This is a genomic window from Marinobacter salinexigens (assembly GCF_008370345.1).
GTDB classification, from domain to species: domain Bacteria; phylum Pseudomonadota; class Gammaproteobacteria; order Pseudomonadales; family Oleiphilaceae; genus Marinobacter; species Marinobacter salinexigens.
Genome location: NZ_VTUU01000005.1, coordinates 15,310 through 35,147 on the forward strand (window position 1 = coordinate 15,310; position 19,838 = coordinate 35,147).

The 19,838-nt window shown below is 56.5% G+C and carries 18 protein-coding genes; 17 read left to right on the top strand and 1 reads right to left on the bottom strand.

The window, feature by feature from the left end:
- Window positions 1-21 precede the first annotated feature (21 nt).
- The 16 genes from mraZ to lpxC all read left to right on the top strand — a co-directional run bounded on the left by mraZ (window position 22) and on the right by lpxC (window position 18,133).
- The gene (mraZ, locus tag FWJ25_RS11495; RefSeq protein ID WP_149600438.1) at window positions 22-474 is read left to right on the top strand and encodes a division/cell wall cluster transcriptional repressor MraZ; all 453 of its coding nucleotides are present in this window, start codon (window positions 22-24) and stop codon (window positions 472-474) included.
- On the top strand, window positions 471-1,454 hold the full coding sequence (gene rsmH / locus FWJ25_RS11500) for a 16S rRNA (cytosine(1402)-N(4))-methyltransferase RsmH (protein ID WP_149600439.1): 984 nt from the start codon (window positions 471-473) through the stop codon (window positions 1,452-1,454). The genes mraZ and rsmH overlap by 4 nt, the downstream gene beginning before the upstream one ends.
- 2 nt (window positions 1,455-1,456) lie before the next feature.
- Window positions 1,457-1,858 (top strand): cell division protein FtsL, encoded by a 402-nt coding sequence (gene ftsL / locus FWJ25_RS11505; protein ID WP_149600440.1) that lies wholly within the window; start codon window positions 1,457-1,459, stop codon window positions 1,856-1,858.
- An 82-nt stretch (window positions 1,859-1,940) separates the two neighbouring features.
- Window positions 1,941-3,644 carry a peptidoglycan D,D-transpeptidase FtsI family protein gene (locus tag FWJ25_RS11510; protein ID WP_149600441.1) on the top strand — a complete coding sequence of 568 codons (1,704 nt, stop codon included), beginning with the start codon at window positions 1,941-1,943 and terminating at the stop codon, window positions 3,642-3,644.
- 5 nt (window positions 3,645-3,649) lie between these two features.
- Window positions 3,650-5,134 (top strand): UDP-N-acetylmuramoyl-L-alanyl-D-glutamate--2,6-diaminopimelate ligase, encoded by a 1,485-nt coding sequence (locus FWJ25_RS11515; RefSeq protein ID WP_149600442.1) that lies wholly within the window; start codon window positions 3,650-3,652, stop codon window positions 5,132-5,134.
- Window positions 5,131-6,522, top strand: a complete 1,392-nt coding sequence (locus FWJ25_RS11520; protein WP_149600443.1) for a UDP-N-acetylmuramoyl-tripeptide--D-alanyl-D-alanine ligase — start codon at window positions 5,131-5,133, stop codon at window positions 6,520-6,522. Before FWJ25_RS11515 ends, FWJ25_RS11520 begins: the two co-directional genes overlap by 4 nt.
- Window positions 6,507-7,592, top strand: coding sequence for a phospho-N-acetylmuramoyl-pentapeptide-transferase (gene mraY / locus FWJ25_RS11525; protein ID WP_149600444.1), 1,086 nt, complete (start codon window positions 6,507-6,509; stop codon window positions 7,590-7,592). Before FWJ25_RS11520 ends, mraY begins: the two co-directional genes overlap by 16 nt.
- Before the next feature lie 15 nt (window positions 7,593-7,607).
- Window positions 7,608-8,951 carry a UDP-N-acetylmuramoyl-L-alanine--D-glutamate ligase gene (murD, locus tag FWJ25_RS11530; RefSeq protein ID WP_149600445.1) on the top strand — a complete coding sequence of 448 codons (1,344 nt, stop codon included), beginning with the start codon at window positions 7,608-7,610 and terminating at the stop codon, window positions 8,949-8,951.
- Entirely contained in the window at window positions 8,948-10,150 is a 1,203-nt protein-coding gene (gene ftsW / locus FWJ25_RS11535) for a putative lipid II flippase FtsW (RefSeq protein WP_149600446.1), read from the top strand. The genes murD and ftsW overlap by 4 nt, the downstream gene beginning before the upstream one ends.
- The gene (gene murG / locus FWJ25_RS11540; RefSeq protein ID WP_149600447.1) at window positions 10,143-11,228 is read left to right on the top strand and encodes an undecaprenyldiphospho-muramoylpentapeptide beta-N-acetylglucosaminyltransferase; all 1,086 of its coding nucleotides are present in this window, start codon (window positions 10,143-10,145) and stop codon (window positions 11,226-11,228) included. The genes ftsW and murG overlap by 8 nt, the downstream gene beginning before the upstream one ends.
- Window positions 11,221-12,666 (top strand): UDP-N-acetylmuramate--L-alanine ligase, encoded by a 1,446-nt coding sequence (murC, locus tag FWJ25_RS11545; RefSeq protein ID WP_149600448.1) that lies wholly within the window; start codon window positions 11,221-11,223, stop codon window positions 12,664-12,666. Before murG ends, murC begins: the two co-directional genes overlap by 8 nt.
- Window positions 12,659-13,639: a D-alanine--D-alanine ligase gene (locus tag FWJ25_RS11550; protein ID WP_149600449.1), complete on the top strand. Its 981-nt coding sequence runs from the start codon at window positions 12,659-12,661 to the stop codon at window positions 13,637-13,639. The genes murC and FWJ25_RS11550 overlap by 8 nt, the downstream gene beginning before the upstream one ends.
- Window positions 13,632-14,471, top strand: a complete 840-nt coding sequence (locus tag FWJ25_RS11555; RefSeq protein ID WP_149600450.1) for a cell division protein FtsQ/DivIB — start codon at window positions 13,632-13,634, stop codon at window positions 14,469-14,471. The genes FWJ25_RS11550 and FWJ25_RS11555 overlap by 8 nt, the downstream gene beginning before the upstream one ends.
- A 36-nt stretch (window positions 14,472-14,507) precedes the next feature.
- Window positions 14,508-15,743 carry a cell division protein FtsA gene (gene ftsA / locus FWJ25_RS11560; protein WP_149600451.1) on the top strand — a complete coding sequence of 412 codons (1,236 nt, stop codon included), beginning with the start codon at window positions 14,508-14,510 and terminating at the stop codon, window positions 15,741-15,743.
- Between the two features lie 98 nt (window positions 15,744-15,841).
- On the top strand, window positions 15,842-16,999 hold the full coding sequence (gene ftsZ / locus FWJ25_RS11565; protein ID WP_149600452.1) for a cell division protein FtsZ: 1,158 nt from the start codon (window positions 15,842-15,844) through the stop codon (window positions 16,997-16,999).
- 216 nt (window positions 17,000-17,215) lie between these two features.
- On the top strand, window positions 17,216-18,133 hold the full coding sequence (gene lpxC, locus FWJ25_RS11570) for a UDP-3-O-acyl-N-acetylglucosamine deacetylase (RefSeq protein WP_149600453.1): 918 nt from the start codon (window positions 17,216-17,218) through the stop codon (window positions 18,131-18,133).
- An 11-nt stretch (window positions 18,134-18,144) separates the two neighbouring features.
- Here the strand turns inward: lpxC and FWJ25_RS11575 are convergent, their stop codons facing one another.
- Complete coding sequence (locus FWJ25_RS11575) at window positions 18,145-18,591, bottom strand: DciA family protein (protein ID WP_149600649.1); 447 nt, start codon at window positions 18,589-18,591, stop codon at window positions 18,145-18,147.
- A gap of 218 nt (window positions 18,592-18,809) precedes the next feature.
- On the opposite strand from FWJ25_RS11575, the gene FWJ25_RS11580 reads away from it, so the two are divergent.
- Window positions 18,810-19,763, top strand: coding sequence for a M23 family metallopeptidase (locus FWJ25_RS11580; protein WP_149600454.1), 954 nt, complete (start codon window positions 18,810-18,812; stop codon window positions 19,761-19,763).
- Window positions 19,764-19,838 lie beyond the last annotated feature (75 nt).

The following is a 19,838-nucleotide window of genomic DNA, read 5'->3' on the forward strand; positions in this document are numbered from 1 at the left end:
TGGACCCCAGAGACAGCGTAAATGAGCAATTTTCTCGGCAGTCATGCCATCAATATGGATGCAAAGGGTCGCCTGGCGATCCCCGCCAAGGTGCGCGAAGAGCTCGTGCAGTCTTGTGGTGGCCGCATTGTATTGACTGCCAATGCTGATGAAGAACGTTGTCTGCTGGTCTATCCAGAGCCCGAGTGGGAAGAGTTGCGTCCCAAGATCGAAGCACTCCCGAACATGAATAAAGCGGCACGGCGGCTGCAGCGATTACTCCTTGGTAATGCAGCGCCAATGGAACTGGACTCGGCAGGGCGTATCCTTATCCCGCCAACGCTGCGTAGCTATGCCCATTTTGAGAAAAAGCTGATGTTGATCGGTCAGGGTAAAAAACTGGAACTCTGGAGTGAGGAGCGTTGGTTCGCCTGGCTTGATGAGTCTTCCGACGATGATGATATGCCGCCAGAGATGGAGGCTCTTTCTCTATGACCTCCGATCACGGGAAGAAGGGCGGTATTGAGTTTTCTCACCGCTCGGTTCTTTTGGATTCGGCGGTCGATTATCTGGTTAACGATCCTGCTGGACAGTATGTCGATTGCACCTTCGGGCGTGGTGGTCACTCGCGTCTGGTTCTTGATCGATTGGGTGATCAGGGGCATTTGCTGGGGATCGATAAAGATCCAGAGGCGATTGCTGTTGCTGAAGAACTGGCTGTCGAAGATACGAGATTTTCCTGGTTTCACGGCTCATTCGCGGAGCTCGGCCTTGCCTTGGATCGGCGGGAGTGGGGCGAAGTTAATGGCGTGCTGATGGATCTGGGGGTTTCCTCGCCCCAGCTTGACGACCCGGCCAGAGGATTCAGTTTCATGCGGGATGGACCGCTGGATATGAGGATGAACCCTCAGCAATCGCCCAGTGCCGCGGAATGGCTGGCAGATGCTGACGAAAAAGAAATTGCTGATGTGATTTGGCGATACGGCGAAGAGAGGTTCTCCCGCCGTATCGCTCGTTTGATCGTGGAGCGTCGCCAGGAAGAGGCGATTGAAACAACTCGGCAACTGGCGGGACTGATCAGCGAAGCGGTTCCCAAAAAGGAAAAGCATAAGCATCCAGCCACTCGCGCTTTCCAGGCCATCCGGATTTTTATCAATCGGGAGCTTGAGGATCTGGAGTTAGGCCTTCAGGCGGCGGCTGATCGCCTCAAACCTGGTGGTCGCCTGGTAGTGATCAGTTTTCACTCGCTTGAAGACAGGCTGGTTAAGCGCTTTATGCGGGATCTTGCCCGGGGGCCGAAGCTGCCAAGGGGGATACCCGTTACCGCCGACCAGGAAACGTCGGCATTTCGTCTGGTGGGCAAGGCCGCCAAGGCCAATGCAGAAGAAATCGGTGACAACGTGAGAGCCCGTAGTGCAGTCATGAGAGTGCTTGAGCGCACCGGAACGAACAACAGTACGCAGGGGAGTGCGTAATTATGGGTGCGGTAGCCATTGAACAGCCGACGCGTTCGGCAAAAATCAGCAAGCAGACAATGCGTGATGGCGTTGTAACCGCTGTCAGAATTTCACGCCAGGTATTTGATGCGACCAAGCAGAGGAATGTGCTGGTTTCGCTTGTGCTGGCGTCGTTGCTGCTGGTGTCGGCCATAGGTGTCGTAGCCGGAGCTTATGAGAACCGGAGCTTGTTCAACACTCTTTCTCATCTGCAAAGCGAAAGGGACGGTTACCAGCGTGAATGGAGTCAGCTTTTGCTGGAGCAGAGTGCGTTGAGTGCCCATGGGCGAGTGGAAAAGCTCGCCGCCGAGCGTTTTGACATGGTGGTGCCCGGGCGTCAGGACATTGTCCTTGTGCCGCTGATGTCACCTGCAGTTAATTGATATCCAATAACGATTCTAAAGAAAAATTATCGTCAGGGTGAATGCATTGTCCGGTCAGGGAAAGCAGACAACGTGGAGACAAATGCTGGTGCAGGGTGCGAAGGCCTGGCGCTTTGGCTCCGTGCTGGGTGTTTTTCTGCTGGTGGTCGGGCTTCTCAGCTGGCGCCTGATCGATCTACAGGTTGTCGATAATGACTTTCTGCGCAAGCAAGGTGATGTTCGTACCATTCGCGTAGAGAGTATCGATGCTCACCGTGGGGTGATTTCAGACCGTCACGGAGAACCTCTGGCGGTGAGTACCCCTGTGCAGACAATCTGGGCCAACCCCTCGGAAATGGATGCCGATGAGCCTCGTCTGACCAATCTCGCCCGGTTGCTGGATATCAGCGAAGCCGATTTGCGGCAACGGTTGAAAAAATACTCCGGCCGAGAGTTCATATATCTGCGTCGTAAGGTTCAGCCTGCCCTTGCCCGGCAGGCTTTGGCGCTTGATATCAACGGGGTTTATGCCCGCCAGGAATACCGGCGTTATTACCCGGCCGGAGAAGTGACCGCTCACGTCGTTGGCTTCACCAACATCGATGAGCATGGTCAGGAAGGCATGGAGCTTACCTATAACCAGTGGCTCTCCGGGGAACCTGGCCGTAAGCGTGTTCTCAAAGATAACAAGGGTCGCGTTATCAAGGACCTGAGCCTGATCCGTGATGCCCGGCCAGGTCGCAGTCTTGATCTCAGTATCGATTTACGCTTGCAGTACCTGGCCTATCGGGAGCTGAAAGCGGTAGTCAGTGCCCACAAGGCCCGGGGTGGCACGCTGGTCATGCTTGATGTGGACACAGGTGAGGTATTGGCGATGGTCAATCAGGGTTCCTATAACCCGAATGACCGAAGCCAGCTGACGGCAGAAAATCTCAGAAACAAGGCGATCACAGACCTGTTTGAGCCAGGTTCCACGATGAAACCGATCACCATGGCTGCGGCACTGGAGACCGGGAAGTATGTGGTGGGTAGTACGATTGATACGTCACCGGGTTACCGGCGTTTTGGTCGCTTTACCATTCGCGACCATCGGAATTATGGCGTCATGGATCTGACCAAAATTATCGCCAAGTCCAGTAACGTCGGGATGAGTCGTATCGCAACCGATATTGGTGGTGATGTCATTCGGGATCTCTACAGCCGCGTAGGGCTCGGGCAGCCGACAGGTATAGGGTTCCCGGGCGAAGCCGTTGGCGTTCTGCCGGCACCCCCGAAATGGCGTCCAGTTGAAGAAGCGACACTGTCTTATGGATATGGTCTGAGTGTTACTGCGCTGCAGTTGGCCCAGGCTTATATGGTGATTGCCAACGGTGGCGTCCGGTACCCACTGAGCCTGCTCAAGCTCGAGGAACAGCCGCAAGGGCAGCGAGTGCTCTCCGAGAAGGTTACTTACGAGGTTCGGAACATGCTGCGTGAAGTGATTGAGCATGGAACCGGAGGCCGGGCCAAGACAGGTCTGTATTCGGCGGGCGGCAAGACCGGTACGGTCCACCTGGTGGGTAAGCAGGGATACGAAGACAGCGAATACAAAGCAATCTTTGCCGGAATGGCACCGATTGATGATCCAAGAATTGTTACGGTTGTGGCCGTGGATGCGCCGCAGTCCGGCGAGTATTACGGAGGCGAGGTAGCTGCACCCGTGTTCGCCAGGGTAATGAGTGACGCTCTTCGGTTGTTGAATGTGAAGCCTGAACTGGAAGTTGGTGAGGCGGGTAAGTCTCAACCTGCTCCGGGAGCACGGGGGTAAACCTTATGTGCATCACATCGCTCAGCACGCTGTTGCACGGTATTGTTGAAGTACCGTCGGTATTTGATCTCACCATCCATGGCTTGCGAACGGACAGTCGGGATGTAACGAGCGGCGATGCCTTTGTTGCTGTCTCGGGTGCTAAAACGCCGGCGGATCATTACCTCGATAGCGCCATCAAGGCAGGCGCGTCGGCGGTGTTGTTGGAATCGGCCGATGCACGCGAGTGTTATGAATATCACGGAGCGTTGGTTGTGCCCGTGGTTGGTCTGAAGCGGTGTCTGGGAACGATCGCCGACCGGTTTTTTGAACATCCATCTCAGAGACTGAGACTTGTTGGTGTTACAGGTACGAATGGCAAAACCTCGGTGTCGCAGTACATTGCACAGCTGTTGAAGGAAACGGGTACACCTTGCGGGATTCTTGGCACCGTAGGGTACGGCATGCCCGGAGCCCTACAAGAAGCAACTCACACCACGCCGGACGTGGTGCAGGTGAACCGTGTCCTCTGGCGAATCCTCGAACAGGGCGGTCGTGCAGCTGCGATGGAAGTGTCCTCCCATGCTCTGGATCAGGGGCGGGTGGACGGTCTGAAAATGACAGGTGCGGTGTTTACCAATCTGACCCGGGACCACCTTGATTACCACGGGACCATGGAAGCCTACGGCGAAGCCAAAGCCCGGTTGTTTGAGCGGGAAGGGCTCCATTTCTCCGTGATCAATTTTGATGATCCGTTCGGGCGCCAGTTGTTCGGGCAGCTTGACGGAAAGTGCGACCGCATTCGCTACAGCTTGCATGAAAGCGAGACTGAGCTCTGGATGAGGTCCTTCAATCCGACGGATGAGGGCTTCCGGGCCGAGGTGGATGGTCAGTGGGGAGGTTTCGATATTGCAGTGCCGCTGATGGGCAGCTTTAACGCCAGTAACGTATTGGCTGCCATGGCAACGGTGCTGGCACTTGGTGTGCCTGTCGACAGGATTCAGCAAGCGGTAACCCGGCTGGCTCCTCCTCCGGGGCGTCTCGAACGGTTCAGCAGCGCTGAAGGCATTCGCGTGGTGGTGGACTATGCCCATACACCGGATGCCCTGGCAAATGCGCTTGCCGCATTGCGCTCGCATACCAGTGGAAAGCTGATCTGTGTATTTGGCTGTGGCGGTGACCGGGACAGTGGAAAACGCCCGGAAATGGCTGCGGAAGCAGAAATGCTGGCGGACGTGGTTATCGTCACCGATGACAATCCCCGGGGTGAGGATCCTGCAGCTATAGCCGCCGATATATTTGCTGGCTTCTCATCCGGTAGCTCAGTAGCACTCGTCCATGACCGGGCAGAAGCCATTCGACGTGCGATTGCCATGGCAACTCCGGAAGATCTCGTGTTGATCGCGGGCAAGGGCCATGAGTCTTATCAGGAAATCGCGGGCCAGAAACTACATTTCAGCGATGCCGAACAGGTGCGCCTTGGCTTGAACCTTACCGGGGGTGTGGCATGATGCGCGCCTTTTCGCTGGCGGAAGCGAAAGACTGGCTGTCGGCATCCTGCTCTGCAACCGGGTTGGAGTCGCAGGTATTCACCGGCGTTTCTACCGATACCAGGGCGATTGAGCCAGGACAGATTTTTGTTGCTCTTCGCGGGGATAACTTTGATGGCCATCGTTTCCTGGATGTCGCCAGGGACCGTGGTGCCGTTGCGGTCGTCGTTGACTGTGCAGAAGTTGGCCTGGGTATTCCTCAGCTTGTTGTCGACGATACCGTGGATGCCTTGGCGCAGTTGGCGGCAGGTAACCGTAACGAGAGTAGCGCAAGGCTGGTTGCGGTAACCGGCAGTAGTGGCAAGACCACAGTGAGGGAAATGACTGCAGCGATTCTCACCCGGATGGGTGAGACCCTGGCAACCAGCGGCAATCTGAACAACCACATTGGTGTGCCTCTGACGCTGTTCAGGCTTGCTCCGGAGCATCAATACGGGGCCATTGAACTTGGCGCCAGCGGACTTGGGGAGATTGCTCACACAGTCGCGATCACCCGTCCGGAAGTAGCGATCCTGACCAATGCGGGTTCGGCTCATCTCGAAGGCTTTGGCAGCTACGAGAACATCATTCTGGCCAAGGGCGAGATTATTGAGGGCGTCAGCCGGGAAGGGCTGGTTGTCCTTAATCGGGATGATCCGGCTTTTGGTCAGTGGCTGGAACGTGCAGCTGATCGTCCCGTGGTTAGCGTGAGTTGTACCGGCGCCACCGACGCAACCTACACCGCGAGAATGGAAGGTTCTGCGGGGGCAGGCCTGAAATTTACCGTGATTGGCCCTGCGGGTTGGTCATGCGATGTGGCCCTTGCTCTGGAAGGAGAACATAACGTCGTCAATGCCATGCTGGCGTTGGCGGCAGCCCGTCATTTGGGAGCGACCAACGAGCATATTGTTTCCGGCCTGGCCTCCGTGAAAGCGGTCAAGGGGCGCCTGCAAAGCTTGCAGGTCTCCCCGGATATGACGGTTATTGACGACAGCTATAACGCAAATCCGGTCTCGATGAAGGCTGCGGTGCGTGTGTTGGCCAGAAAAAACGGTGAGCGGATTGCGGTTTTCGGAGCCATGGCGGAACTGGGGGAAAAGGCCGGGGAGCTTCACCGCGAAGTCGGGCAGTGCGCCCGTGATGAGAAAATAGACAGGCTGATGACCGTAGGGCCGGGTTGTGAGGGGTATGCCGAAGGGTTCGGCGACGGCACCGAAGCGTATCAGCACCATGATGAGGCTGTTAAGGCCGTCATCAACGCAAACAGGAAGCCAGTCACCGTGCTGGTAAAAGGTTCTCGCAGTTCTGCCATGGAGCTTGTGGTGGAGGGAATTCAGGAAAAGGTGAATAAATCATGCTGCTCTGGCTGACAGAGGCTCTATCTCAATATTTTACCTCGCTGACGGTGTTTCAGTACCTCACGTTGCGGGGCATTCTGGGCACGCTGACGGCTCTGCTGATCTCGCTGCTGATCGGACCTGTGATGATCCGTAAGCTCAGCCAGTACCAGATTGGCCAGGCTGTGCGGGATGACGGTCCTCAGACTCACCTGAGCAAGGCGGGTACTCCGACCATGGGGGGCGCGCTGATTCTCGTAGCCATCGGTGTGAGCACTCTGTTGTGGGCTGATCTGAGTAACCGTTATGTCTGGGTCACCCTGCTGGTCACCATGTTGTTCGGAGCGATCGGCTGGGTCGATGACTATCGCAAGGTTGTCGAGCGTAATCCACGGGGGTTGCCTGCGCGCTGGAAATACTTCTGGCAGTCGGTGATTGGTGCCGGTGCGGCTATTGCGTTGTATCTCAGCGCCTCATTGCCACAGGAAACTTCGCTGTACCTGCCGTTTATAAAAGAGGCTTCTCTGACCCTGGGTCCGGTGATTTTTATTCTGCTCAGTTACTTCGTCATTGTTGGCAGCAGCAACGCGGTGAACCTGACGGATGGTCTTGATGGCCTGGCGATCATGCCAACGGTCATGGTAGCGGGGGCTCTGGCGATCTTTGCTTATGTGTCCGGGCATGCCCAATTTGCCAACTACCTGCTGATTCCCCACCTGCCGGGAACCGGCGAACTGATTGTATTTTGTGGTGCGATTGTGGGTGCCGGTCTCGGGTTTCTCTGGTTCAACACCTACCCTGCGCAGGTCTTCATGGGGGATGTCGGAGCTCTGGCTCTGGGGGCGGCTCTCGGCGTGGTAGCTGTCATTGTGCGCCAGGAAATCGTGCTTTTTATCATGGGTGGTGTGTTCGTTATGGAAACCATCTCGGTCATTCTTCAGGTCGGTTCTTTCCGCCTGACAGGTCGCCGGATATTCCGCATGGCACCGCTGCATCATCATTTTGAATTGAAAGGCTGGCCAGAGCCGCGGGTTATTGTCCGCTTCTGGGTGGTTACTGTTGTATTGGTCCTGATTGGCCTCGCCAGTCTGAAGATTCGTTAAGTTGCAGAGTCTCTTATGAGTGTCATTGTTTCAGATCGTCGCACATTGGTCGTAGGGCTCGGTAAAACCGGGCTCTCCTGCGTGCGCTATCTGGTCGGACAAGGTCGGGAGATCGCTGTTGCCGACAGCCGGGAACTGCCTCCGGGTCTCGATGAACTCCGGGCTCAATGGCCAGACGTGCCAGTACATCTGGGGACATTTGATCCGGAACTGTTCTGCGGGTTTAACGAACTGGTCGTCAGCCCGGGAATTGCGGTTGCTGAGCCTGCGATCGTGGCGGCTTCTCAGAAGGGCGCCAGAATCCGCGGCGATATTGATTTGTTTGCAGAAGCGGCGGATGCGCCGATTGTTGCGATCACCGGATCGAACGGAAAAACCACTGTCACCACGATGGTCGGCGAAATGGCCAGGGCAGCTGGGCGCAAGGTAGAGGTTGGTGGAAATATCGGTACACCGGCCCTGGATCTGTTGGGTCGGGGCGCGGATTTGTATGTGCTCGAACTTTCCAGCTTTCAACTGGAGACAACCGACGAGCTCAATGCCGAAGCGGCAACGGTTCTTAATGTGAGCGATGATCACATGGACCGTTATCCGGACAAAATGGCGTACTTCCAGGCCAAACAGCGAATCTTCAGAGGATGTCGCAATGCGGTGGTCAATCTTGACGATGCCCTCAGTACTCCCATGGCCCGGGATACGCTCCGTTTCATCTGCTTCGGATTCCATCGCGTCAACCCGGATACATTCAGTACCCGCGATGATGAACAGGGCACCTGGATAACCTTCGGGTTTGACAACCTGCTTCCGGCCAGTGAGCTGAAACTGATGGGGCTGCACAATATCAGCAACGTCATGGCGGCTCTCGGTCTGGGGTATGCCGTTGGGCTTCCGATGTCAGTGATGCTGGCTGTTGCCCGTGAGTTCCGTGGGTTGCCGCATCGATGCGAGCTTGTTCGCCGTGTGGATGACGTGGATTACATTAACGATTCCAAAGGCACGAACGTTGGCGCGACGGTCGCTGCCATTGAGAGTCTGGCTCCGGACCACGGGAAGATCGTACTGATCGCCGGTGGGGATGGAAAAGGTGCCGATTTTGAGCCGCTTAAGGCCCCCGTACTGAGGCATTGCAGGTCACTGATCGTGATGGGGCGCGATGCCCGTGCTATCGCGGAAGCGGTTGGAACCGGGGTGCCGGTGCGCTTTGCAGACTCACTGGCCCAGGCTGTCTCCTTTGCTACAGACGAAGCGCAAGGCGGTGATCGGGTCCTCCTGTCACCGGCCTGCGCCAGTTTCGACATGTTCCGGGACTATGGCGATCGCGGGGATCAGTTCCGCACGTTGGTGGAGGCCTTGCGATGAGTACTGGAATCGCAACGACCGCTCGTCATCGTTGGCTTGGCGAAATTCAGCCCCTGCCAACGCTGATCATCAGCTCTATTGCTCTGCTGACGCTGGGCATCATCATGATTTCATCGGCGTCCATGGATATGGCATCCGAGACTCTGGGCAACAGCTATCACTACGTTGTCCGGCAGTTGTTGTTCGCCGCCCTTGGCTGTGCGACTGCATTGATCACCGTCAACGTTCCCCTGGGGTGGTGGGAACGCAGTGGCTGGTTGCTCTTGGGCATTGGCCTGCTGGTGCTGGTACTGGTTCTTACCCCACTGGGGCGGACGGTGAACGGCTCAACTCGCTGGATTCCGTTCGGACTGTTCAACGTGCAGGTATCGGAAGTCGCGAAACTGTGTTTGATTGCCTATCTCGCCGGCTACGTGGTTCGGCGCAGAGATGAGTTGCTGAACACCTGGCCCGGGTTCCTGAAGCCACTGGTGGTACTCGGTATCGCCTCGGTTCTGTTGGTTATCCAGCCTGACTTCGGCGCCACTGTCGTACTGGTTACCGCCTCGGCAGGAATGATTTTCCTGAGTGGGGTCCGGCTTACCCGTTTCGTCCCGCTCATTGTAGTGTTGGTTGTCCTGGGTGTCCTGCTGGTTGTGACCCAGCCTTATCGCCTGAAGCGCGTTGTCAGCTATCTGGATCCCTGGAAGGACCAGTTCGACAGCGGGTACCAACTGACCCAGTCATTGATTGCCTTTGGTCGTGGAGAATGGGCCGGGGTTGGCCTTGGAAACTCGATTCAGAAACTGTTCTACCTGCCCGAGGCCCACACCGATTTCATCTTTGCGATCATCGCGGAAGAGTTTGGTCTGCTGGGATCGCTGACCGTGCTGGCACTGTTTGCGCTGCTGGTGGTGAGCGGGTTTGTGATCGCCCGACGTGCTGAAAAATCAGGTATGCCGTTCGGCGCCTGTTTTGCCTACGGCATATCGCTGCTGATTGGTTTGCAGGCCACCATCAATATTGCCGTCAGTACCGGACTTCTGCCAACCAAAGGTCTGACGCTGCCGCTGGTAAGTTACGGTGGTTCCAGCCTGATGATCATGTGCGCATCCATTGGCATTCTGGCCCGGGTGGAGATGGAACGCCTGGATAGGGAGCGTTTGGCACAGGAAAAGACTCAGAGCAAGTCGTTCAGGGGAGGTGCGTCTTATGACTGATCCCCGGCGCTTTCTGATGATGGCTGGCGGAACCGGCGGTCATGTGTTTCCCGCTCTCGCGACCGCCAGGGCGCTACAGGCGCAGGGCCATGAAGTCTACTGGCTTGGCGCCCGTGGTGGTATGGAAGAGCGCCTGATCGGTGATACCGGAATTCCGATGTCTCTGATCCATATTTCCGGGCTTCGGGGAAAGGGCAAAATGGCTTTGTTGCTGGCTCCTTTTCGTCTTATGAGGGCCCTTGGAGAAGCCTTTACGGTAATGCTCCAGATCAGACCCCACTGTGTTGTTGGTATGGGTGGTTTTGTGACCGGTCCAGGTGGTGTTGCTGCCTGGCTGACCCGCACTCCTCTGGTTATACATGAGCAGAATGCCATTGCTGGCATGACTAATCGGATTCTGGTCCGGTTTGCCGAAACTGTACTGGAGGCGTTTCCCGGAAGCTTCGGTAGCAAGGTGGTTACTCGCTGCACGGGTAACCCGGTCCGTCAGGATCTGGCTGCGTTGCCGGAGCCTGAACAGAGGATGGCAGAACATGAGGGTACCCTGCGCCTGCTGGTTGTGGGTGGCAGCCTCGGTGCTCAGGTGTTTAACCAGCAGTTGCCGGAAGCTCTGGCTCTGTTGCCAGAAGGAATTCGGCCAGTGGTGCGTCACCAGTGTGGTGAGAAAAACCTGGATGCAGCGAAAGCAGCCTACGAGAAGCACAGCGTTGAGGCCAGTGTGGAGCCTTTCATCAAGGACATGGCTGAGGCCTACCGCTGGGCAGACCTGGTCCTGTGTCGCTCCGGCGCCCTGACGGTTTCGGAACTTTGTGTGGCGGGAATCGGTGCTTTGCTGGTGCCTTTTCCCCACGCGGTTGATGACCACCAAACGAAAAATGGCCAGCAAATGGTCGATGCCGGAGCGGCCGTTCTGATACCCCAATCACGGCTGACAGCTGCCGGGCTGGCTGAAACACTGACCGATCTGTCCAACGATCGGGCACGAGTATTGACTATGGCGAAGGCCGCCAGATCGCTGGCCCGCCCGAATGCAACGGAGAGAGTCGTGAATTACTGTCTGGAGGCCGCCAATGGCTGATGCAACCAACCCGCCTCTGGTTTATCAGGTGCCGGAGATGCGCCGGATCCGTCATATCCACTTCGTGGGTATCGGCGGTGCCGGCATGAGTGGTATCGCCGAGGTTCTGAAAAACCAGGGATATGAGGTCTCCGGATCTGATCTGAAAGAAGGGGTGGTTACGGACCGCCTGAAAGCCATGGGGGTTGAGGTTCAGATCGGTCATCGGGAAGAAAACAGCGAGCACGCTGATGTCGTGGTTGTATCTTCCGCAGTGTCATCGGATAACCCGGAAGTGGCTGCTGCCCGCAACCGCAGGGTACCTATTGTTCCCCGCGCGGAAATGCTGGCGGAAATCATGCGCTATCGCCATGGCATTGCTGTGGCTGGTACCCACGGTAAAACCACGACGACCAGCCTGATTGCCTCCGTGCTTGGCGAAGCGGGTCTGGATCCAACCTTCGTCATTGGCGGCAAGCTGAACAGTGCAGGCACCAACGCAAAGCTTGGTGGTTCCCGCTACCTGGTTGCCGAGGCTGATGAAAGTGATGCTTCATTCCTGCATCTCACCCCCGTTATTTCGGTGGTGACCAATATTGAAGCCGACCATATGGACACCTATGGCGGCGATGTTGAAAAGCTGAAGCAGACATTCGTGGACTTCCTGCACAACCTGCCGTTCTACGGTATTGCCGTGATGTGTGTGGATGACGACTACGTGCAGGAAATAATCCCCCGGATCTCACGGGCCATCATTACTTATGGCATTGATAATCCGGAGGCCGATTACCGAGCTGAAAACATTCAATCGGATGGTCTTAAAACCCGGTTCGTGGTGAAGCGTCCGGGAGATCGGAGTGATCTGGATGTGGAGCTGAAAATGCCGGGACGGCATAACGTATTGAACGCACTTGCGGCTATTGCCGTGGCGACCGATGAAGGCGTTGCCGATGAAGCCATCTGCAGCGGCCTGGCCGGGTTTGCCGGTGTGGGACGCCGGTTCCAGATTTATGGCGACTACCAGACACCGAAGGGTGACATCACCCTGGTTGACGACTACGGCCATCACCCGACTGAAGTGGATGCGGTTATTCGTGCCGCGCGGGATGCCTGGCCTGGTCGCCGACTGGTCATGCTGTATCAGCCGCACCGTTATACCCGTACCAGGGATCTCTATGAGGACTTCGTTCGCGTTCTGTCCGAGGTGGATGGCCTGCTGCTGATGGATGTTTATTCTGCGGGTGAGCCGGCGATTCCCGGTGCCGATGGCCGGGCTCTGTGCAGGAGCATTCGGCAACGGGGCAAGGTGGAGCCGGTGTTTGTTGAGGACAATAACGAAATCGAAAGCCTGCTGGCGAATGTGTTGCAGGACGGTGATCTTCTGATTACCCAGGGTGCCGGCGACATCGGTGGTGTGGCGGCACGGCTGGCGGCCGCAGGAGTGGTTGCAAATGACTGATCTGCATCACGCCGAAGGTCTTTCATACCAGGCACCGCCGGAAATCGTCCGGGCCCTGGGGCGTGTGGCTGTGTTTATGGGGGGAGACTCGGCCGAGCGGGACGTGTCCCTGAAAAGCGGGAAGGCCGTACTGGCAGCTTTACAGTCAGCGGGTGTCGATGCCTTCCCTCTGGATGTGCAGGGCTGCCTTCTGAAAACAGTTGAGAACCCGGAGTTTGACCGTGTGTTCATAGCACTTCACGGGCGTGGAGGCGAGGATGGAACGTTGCAGGCCATTCTGTCTCAGGCGGGTATTCCTTATACCGGGAGCGAGATGCCAGCGTCAGCACTGGCGATGGACAAGTTGCGCAGCAAGTACGTGTTTGAAGGCTTTGGATTGCCGACTCCGCGCTTCCGGACAATGACCGGGGAGGGCGAGGCTGAGCAGATCATCAGTGAGCTGAAGCCGCCGCTGAGTGTGAAACCGGCCCATGAGGGATCAAGTATCGGTATCCGCAAGGTGAACACGGCGGTTGAACTTGCCGAAGCTTATCGGGAAGCGGAACAGCTTGATACTCAGGTTCTGGTGGAAGAATGGATCGAGGGGCCTGAGTTCACCGTCAGCCTGTTGCAGGATCAGGCACTGCCCGCCATTGGCCTCAGGGCGAGCACGGACCATGTGTTCTACGACTACGAAGCCAAATATCTGGCAGACGATACCAACTACCGGATTCCCTGCGGTTTGGCGCCCGACGATGAGGTTCGTTTGCAGCATCTGGCACTTGAGGCGTTCCGGGTGCTGGGTTGTCGCACCTGGGGGCGTGTGGATGTGATGCAGGATCAGGATGGCCAGTTCTGGTTGCTCGAAGTGAATACCGTGCCGGGCATGACCGATCATAGCCTCGTGCCTATGGCCGCTCGTGCAGCGGGTATCGGATTTGAAGAGCTGGTAGTGCGTATTTTGCGCGACACCCTGGAGGATGCCGATGCTTGAGACACTGCTGATCCGGAGCCGGGCGATTCCGTCCGAGCCCCCGCGGCGCCGGGGGGCAACGTCCCTCGAACCCGATCGGGACCGGTTTGGCGTGCTCAAGGCTGTGTTGGCGGCAGTGCCCTGGCTGCAGGTTGGATTGGGGACACTTATTGTTATGTTGGCGGCCCTGGTGCCCTGGGGAACGGGAAAGGTGTTGGGTGCGATGGATCAGCAGATTGTCGCGGTCGACGTAAATGGCGAGTTTGTGGGTGACACTCGCAGCAACATCGAGCGGGCAGCGTCCCAATGGATCGGCCAGAGCTACTTCTCGACCGATCTTTCGGAGATCAAAGCGGGTCTGGAACAGCGTCCCTGGGTGGAATCTGCAGCCGTACGCAGGGTCTGGCCTGGCCGGCTGGTGATCAATATCCGCGAGAAGAAGCCGCTGGCCTATTGGACCGATGGTCGTCTGGTGAGTCGCACTGGAGAGTTGTTCTCGCCCGGGAACCCGGAAGTAGCGGGCAACCTGCCGCGTTTGGCAGGCCCGGACGAACGGGTTCGGGATGTGATCCGGATGGCGCAGGGTATGAACGACAAGCTGGTTAGCCACGGTTTGCTGTTTGCCGGCCTCTCCCTGGAGAAACGGGGTGCGTGGACGCTGGAGCTGGGCAATGGCATTCAGGTCGTTCTGGGCAGAGATCAGGTGGAACAGCGCTTCGATCGGTTTATTGCAGTGTACGAGACCCGACTGGAGTCCCGGTCGGATGAAGTCAGTCGGGTCGATGCCCGTTACACCAATGGTGTGGCGGTGCAGTGGAAGTCCGAGGTGTCGGCTTCCGGTCCGAAATCATAGAAACGGTTAATTCAGACCTACGGTTTGGTGAAATACATGTCATCGGTTGAAACGGAAAACATGATAGTCGGCCTCGATATCGGAACCTCGAAGGTGGTTGCGATTGTCGGCAAGCGCAAAATGGACGGCTCCATCGAAGTGGTGGGTATCGGTTCCCATCCCTCCCGGGGGCTGAAGCGCGGTGTGGTGGTGAACATTGAGACCACTGTGCAGGCGATCCAGCGCGCAGTGGAAGAGGCAGAGTTGATGGCAGGATGCCGGATTCACTCGGTGTATGCCGGTATTGCAGGCAGCCACATCAAGAGCCTCAACTCCCATGGCATCGTAGCTATCCGTGACCGAGAGGTGACTCAGGCCGATATAGACCGGGTGATTGATGCGGCCCAGGCTGTGGCCATCCCGGCTGATCAGAAAATTCTGCATATTCTGCCGCAGGAATTTGTGATTGATAGCCAGGAGGGCATAAAGGAGCCCATGGGGATGTCTGGCGTTCGTCTGGAGGCCAAGGTTCACCTGGTGACGTGTGCGGTCAACGCAGCTCAGAATATCGAAAAGTGCGTCCAGCGCTGTGGTCTTGAAGTGGACGACATCATTCTGGAACAGCTTGCCTCCAGTCACGCGATTCTCACTGAGGATGAAAAAGAACTCGGTGTCTGTGTGGTTGATATCGGTGGTGGCACCACGGATATCGCGGTGTTTACCGGTGGCGCGATTCGGCACACCGCGGTGATTCCTATTGCCGGTGATCAGGTGACCAACGACATCGCCATGGCGCTCAGAACTCCGACCCAGAACGCCGAAGAAATCAAAATCAAGTATGCCTGCGCGCTGACCCAGCTGGCGGGTGCTGATGAAACCATCAAGGTACCCAGTGTGGGCGACCGTGCGCCGCGGGATCTGTCCCGCCAGGCTCTCGCTGAGGTTGTGGAGCCGCGCTACGAAGAGCTTTTCACTCTGGTGCAGTCCGAGCTACGCCGTTCCGGATTTGAAGACCTGATTCCGGCGGGCATCGTAATTACAGGCGGTTCCTCCACCATGGAAGGGGTGGTGGAACTGGCCGAGGAAATCTTCCATATGCCGGTCCGGCTGGCCTGCCCGCAGGCGGTCTCCGGCATGACGGAAGTGGTCAACAACCCGATATACGCCACAGGCGTCGGATTGTTGATCCATGGCTTCCGCCAGATGGATCTGGGGCAGGAGCCGGTGCTCAAGGGGGAGGATGCACCCTCGCTTGTAGAGCGCATGAAAGCCTGGTTTACCGGTCACTTCTGACGGCGGGCCAGTAAGTAGAAAACGAAGGTATCTCGAAAACACAATCTCGAATAAACAGCCTGGTACAAGGCTGGAAAACAGCACGAAGGAGTAGGGAAATGTTTGAACTAGTCGATAATGTCCAGCAAAACGCTGTCATTAAAGTCGTTGGTGTCGGTGGTGGCGGTGGCAACGCCGTACGCCACATGCTTAACAGCGATATTGAGGGTGTGGAATTTATCTGCGCCAATACTGATGCCCAGGCGCTCACTGATATGGACGCCCGTCAGATCATCCAGCTGGGTGGTAACATCACCAAGGGACTGGGTGCGGGTGCCAACCCGGAAGTAGGACGTCAGTCTGCTCTGGAAGACCGGGATCGTATCGCTGAGTCCCTCAAGGGTGCGGATATGGTCTTCATCACTGCCGGTATGGGTGGTGGCACGGGTACGGGTGCTGCTCCGGTTGTTGCCGATGTGGCCCGGGAACTGGGTATCCTGACCGTAGCGGTTGTTACCAAGCCATTCCAGTTTGAAGGTGGCAAGCGGATGAGCGTTGCCGAATCCGGCCTGAAGGAACTGGAAGAGACCGTAGACTCTCTGATTACGATTCCGAATGAAAAACTGCTGGCGGTCATGGGTAAGAAAACCAGCCTGCTGGATGCGTTTGCCGCAGCGAATGACGTGCTGCTTGGCGCGGTGCAGGGTATTGCCGACCTGATTACCCGCAACGGTATGATCAACGTCGACTTTGCTGACGTAAAAACGGTTATGTCCGAGATGGGCATGGCGATGATGGGTACCGCCCGTGCCACTGGCGAGAACCGTGCTCGGGAAGCGGCGGAAGCGGCTGTCCGCAGTCCTCTGCTGGAAGATGTCAACCTGCAGGGCGCGAAGGGTATCCTGGTCAACATCACCGCGGGTATGGACCTGAACCTGGGCGAATTCTCCGAGGTGGGAGATATCGTTCGCGAATTTGCGTCTGATGCCGCGACCGTTGTGGTTGGTACCGTAATCGATCCGGAAATGACCGAAGAGCTGAAGGTGACCGTTGTTGCCACCGGTCTGGGCGGTGATCGTGAGAAGCCAACCAAGGTCGTTGACAATACCCGTACCCTGGATGGTACCACCGACTATAACCAGTTGGATCGGCCTGCTGTGCTGCGTCGCCGGGCGGTATCCCATGGTAATGTGGCCATCGATCAGAGCAAAGAAAGCGAAGAGCAAGGCGTGGACTATCTCGATATTCCCGCATTCCTTCGCCGTCAGGCTGACTGATAACCTGTCCTCAGTTTGCTCCGGCGAGGCCTCAGTTCAGGGGGCCTTCGAAGCTTTAGCCGAGAGCGTGAAGTGAGGCAGCGAACCATTAAGGGTGACTATTGTTGTATTTAAGTAAAGTCATCCTGGTTAAATGGTGCTCAGTCTTGGATTCTGGTATTCTCCGGGCATATTTTTGCTCAGATTACCGATAATTTGTGACGGAATGATGAACCGATGATCAGACAACGGACACTCAAAAACACCATCCGTGCGACCGGCGTTGGCCTGCATTCGGGGGAGAAGGTTTACCTGACCCTCAAGCCAGCCCCGGTTGACACAGGCATCATCTTCCGCCGGACGGATCTGGACCCGATGGTCGAAATTCGTGCATGTGCGGAAAATGTGGGTGAGACCATGCTGTCCACGACGCTGGTAAAAGACGGTGTCCGTGTGGCGACAGTAGAGCATCTGCTCTCTGCTATGGCTGGTCTTGGTATCGATAACTGCTATGTGGAACTTAGCGCACCGGAAGTGCCCATCATGGATGGCTCTGCCGGACCGTTTGTGTTCCTGCTGCAATCTGCCGGTATCGCCGAGCAGGAAGCGGCCAAGCGGTTTATCCGCATCAAGCGTGAAGTGACCATTGAAGAAGGCGACAAGAAGGCGACCTTCCTGCCGTTTGAAGGCTTCAAGGTCAGTTTCGGTATCGACTTTGACCACCCGGTCTTCAAGGGCCGTGCGCAGACCGCCACTGTCGACTTCTCCAGCACTTCTTTTGTCAAGGAAGTGAGCCGCGCCCGGACTTTCGGATTCATGCGTGATATCGAGAAGTTGCGTGCGATGAATCTGGCGTTGGGTGGCAGTGTCGACAACGCGATTGTGGTTGATGACTACAAGATTCTGAACGAAGACGGTCTTCGTTACGATGACGAGTTCGTCAAGCACAAGGTGCTGGACGCCATCGGTGATCTTTACCTGTTGGGCAACAGTCTGATTGGTGAGTTCCGTGGTGCGAAATCCGGTCACGACCTGAATAATAAGCTGCTACGTAAGCTCAAGGCTGAAGAGGATGCGTGGGAAGTGGTTACCTTTGATGATGAGGCCACTGCCCCGATTTCCTATATGAAGCCGGTGCTTGCGGCCCAGGCTTAAAGCAGGACGCTTTAATCCCGGACGTGGCTTGCGAGTTTTTCGAGAACCTCGCGTAGTTTTGCATCCTTCGTGTGCCCGGCTTCCTCTTTGAGGAGTCGGGCATTTTCTTTGCTGAGAGGTTCGCGCCGCACTGGAGTTTTTTCCCGGTATCGCGGTGGTGCAACTTTTACGCGCAGTTTCCAGACATACTGGAACGCTTCGATTTCCCGTACCCGTTGCATAATCTCGTGTTGGCGAAAGCGGATCTGGCTCGCCTTGCCGGCATTTTCTGCCGACAATACCAGCTCTCCTTCCTTGAAACTGACAAAACGGGTTCCGCCCCGGAGATTGTCGGGAATTACCTCTAGCAACAGGTCCTCTGCTCGCCGGTGCAGCTCGGCTTTCGCCACGAGTTCGTTGAGTGCCCGTGTGCCTTTGAGATTGTCGAAGGTCATTTTCTGATCACTTTTCCGGAGGATGACGGCGTTTTTACTCGACGGCCCTGTTAACGATTGGTTACACTTCGGCACGGTTTATGCGTAGTGCCTTTATTACATTCGTTTTACCTTGTGTGTAACGAGTGTGTCTACCGGGCGCTACGATTTTTCAGTACGTAGTTGTTGTCATGGATGGCAAGCCCGCTCGGATATTTTTCTCGCAGCGCAACACTACAGGACGCAAGGGTTGCGATTCATTGATGAAGTCTGAAGACAACATGAATATTATCTTCGTTGGCAAACACCACGGGAAGTCTCGCGTTCTGAGCCTGAGTTGGCCGGTTGCTGCGGCACTGTTATTCCTCGTGCTGGCGACTCTGGCGGCCGCGGGTTGGGCCGGATACCAGGCGGCCGTTCACCAGGCAATGGCCGCAGAACCGACCCCCTCTGAACTGGTATCCTATTGGCAAAACCGTTTGGAGGAACAGAAGGCAGAACTGGCGGATGTGGAGCTGAATGCTCAACAGCAGATCGATGCGCTGACGTTGCGCCTTGGTGAAATCCAGGGGCGAATGTTGCGATTGGATGCGTTGGGGCAGCGCTTCGTCGAATCCGGTATTGTCGCCAGCGAAGAGTTTAATTTTGAAGAGCCAGCGGCGATGGGCGGGCCTGAAGACAGTGCTGCTAAAGAGTCCTTCACCGCTCCGGCTTTAACTACCTTGATTGAGCGAATGGAAGCCCAGTTGGCTGACAGGGAGCAGCAGTTACGTTTGCTGGATGAATTGGCTTCCCAGCAGAAGTTGGAAGATGAAATGTACGTTGAAGGCCGTCCGATTACCTGGGGATGGCTGTCATCGAAATACGGTTATCGTTCAGACCCGTTTACCGGTAAGCGTACGTGGCACAACGGTGTGGATCTTGCTGGCAAGGAAGGAAGTGACATTATTTCCGTCGCTGGCGGTGTTGTAACCTGGGCGGGCGAACGCTACGGCTACGGAAATCTTGTGGAAATCGACCACGGAGATGGCCTGGTCACTCGTTACGGCCACTGCAAAACCGTGAAGGTGAAAGTGGGTGATGTTGTACAGAAGGGTGAGGTCGTTGCCCTGATGGGGAGTACTGGCCGGTCAACAGGGCCTCACGTCCACTTTGAAGTGCTGCAGAATGGCAAGGCCAAGGATCCGGTAAAGTACATCGCACGGGCGAATCGTTAAACCCCTTTGTCATACCTCTCATTTATTCTGCATCCTGCAATCTGCCACCGCTTTCCGGCGGCGGATTGCCATATC

Coding starts and splice junctions, on each gene's coding strand:
- FWJ25_RS11520 (WP_149600443.1), top strand. CDS start 5,131: ATGATGCGCGCCTTTTCGCTGGCGGAAGCGAAAGACTGGCTGTCGGCA.
- murD (WP_149600445.1), top strand. CDS start 7,608: ATGAGTGTCATTGTTTCAGATCGTCGCACATTGGTCGTAGGGCTCGGT.
- FWJ25_RS11515 (WP_149600442.1), top strand. CDS start 3,650: ATGTGCATCACATCGCTCAGCACGCTGTTGCACGGTATTGTTGAAGTA.
- murC (WP_149600448.1), top strand. CDS start 11,221: ATGGCTGATGCAACCAACCCGCCTCTGGTTTATCAGGTGCCGGAGATG.
- ftsA (WP_149600451.1), top strand. CDS start 14,508: ATGTCATCGGTTGAAACGGAAAACATGATAGTCGGCCTCGATATCGGA.
- mraY (WP_149600444.1), top strand. CDS start 6,507: ATGCTGCTCTGGCTGACAGAGGCTCTATCTCAATATTTTACCTCGCTG.
- rsmH (WP_149600439.1), top strand. CDS start 471: ATGACCTCCGATCACGGGAAGAAGGGCGGTATTGAGTTTTCTCACCGC.
- lpxC (WP_149600453.1), top strand. CDS start 17,216: ATGATCAGACAACGGACACTCAAAAACACCATCCGTGCGACCGGCGTT.
- ftsZ (WP_149600452.1), top strand. CDS start 15,842: ATGTTTGAACTAGTCGATAATGTCCAGCAAAACGCTGTCATTAAAGTC.
- FWJ25_RS11580 (WP_149600454.1), top strand. CDS start 18,810: ATGAAGTCTGAAGACAACATGAATATTATCTTCGTTGGCAAACACCAC.
- mraZ (WP_149600438.1), top strand. CDS start 22: ATGAGCAATTTTCTCGGCAGTCATGCCATCAATATGGATGCAAAGGGT.
- FWJ25_RS11550 (WP_149600449.1), top strand. CDS start 12,659: ATGACTGATCTGCATCACGCCGAAGGTCTTTCATACCAGGCACCGCCG.
- FWJ25_RS11510 (WP_149600441.1), top strand. CDS start 1,941: ATGCTGGTGCAGGGTGCGAAGGCCTGGCGCTTTGGCTCCGTGCTGGGT.
- FWJ25_RS11555 (WP_149600450.1), top strand. CDS start 13,632: ATGCTTGAGACACTGCTGATCCGGAGCCGGGCGATTCCGTCCGAGCCC.
- murG (WP_149600447.1), top strand. CDS start 10,143: ATGACTGATCCCCGGCGCTTTCTGATGATGGCTGGCGGAACCGGCGGT.
- ftsL (WP_149600440.1), top strand. CDS start 1,457: ATGGGTGCGGTAGCCATTGAACAGCCGACGCGTTCGGCAAAAATCAGC.
- ftsW (WP_149600446.1), top strand. CDS start 8,948: ATGAGTACTGGAATCGCAACGACCGCTCGTCATCGTTGGCTTGGCGAA.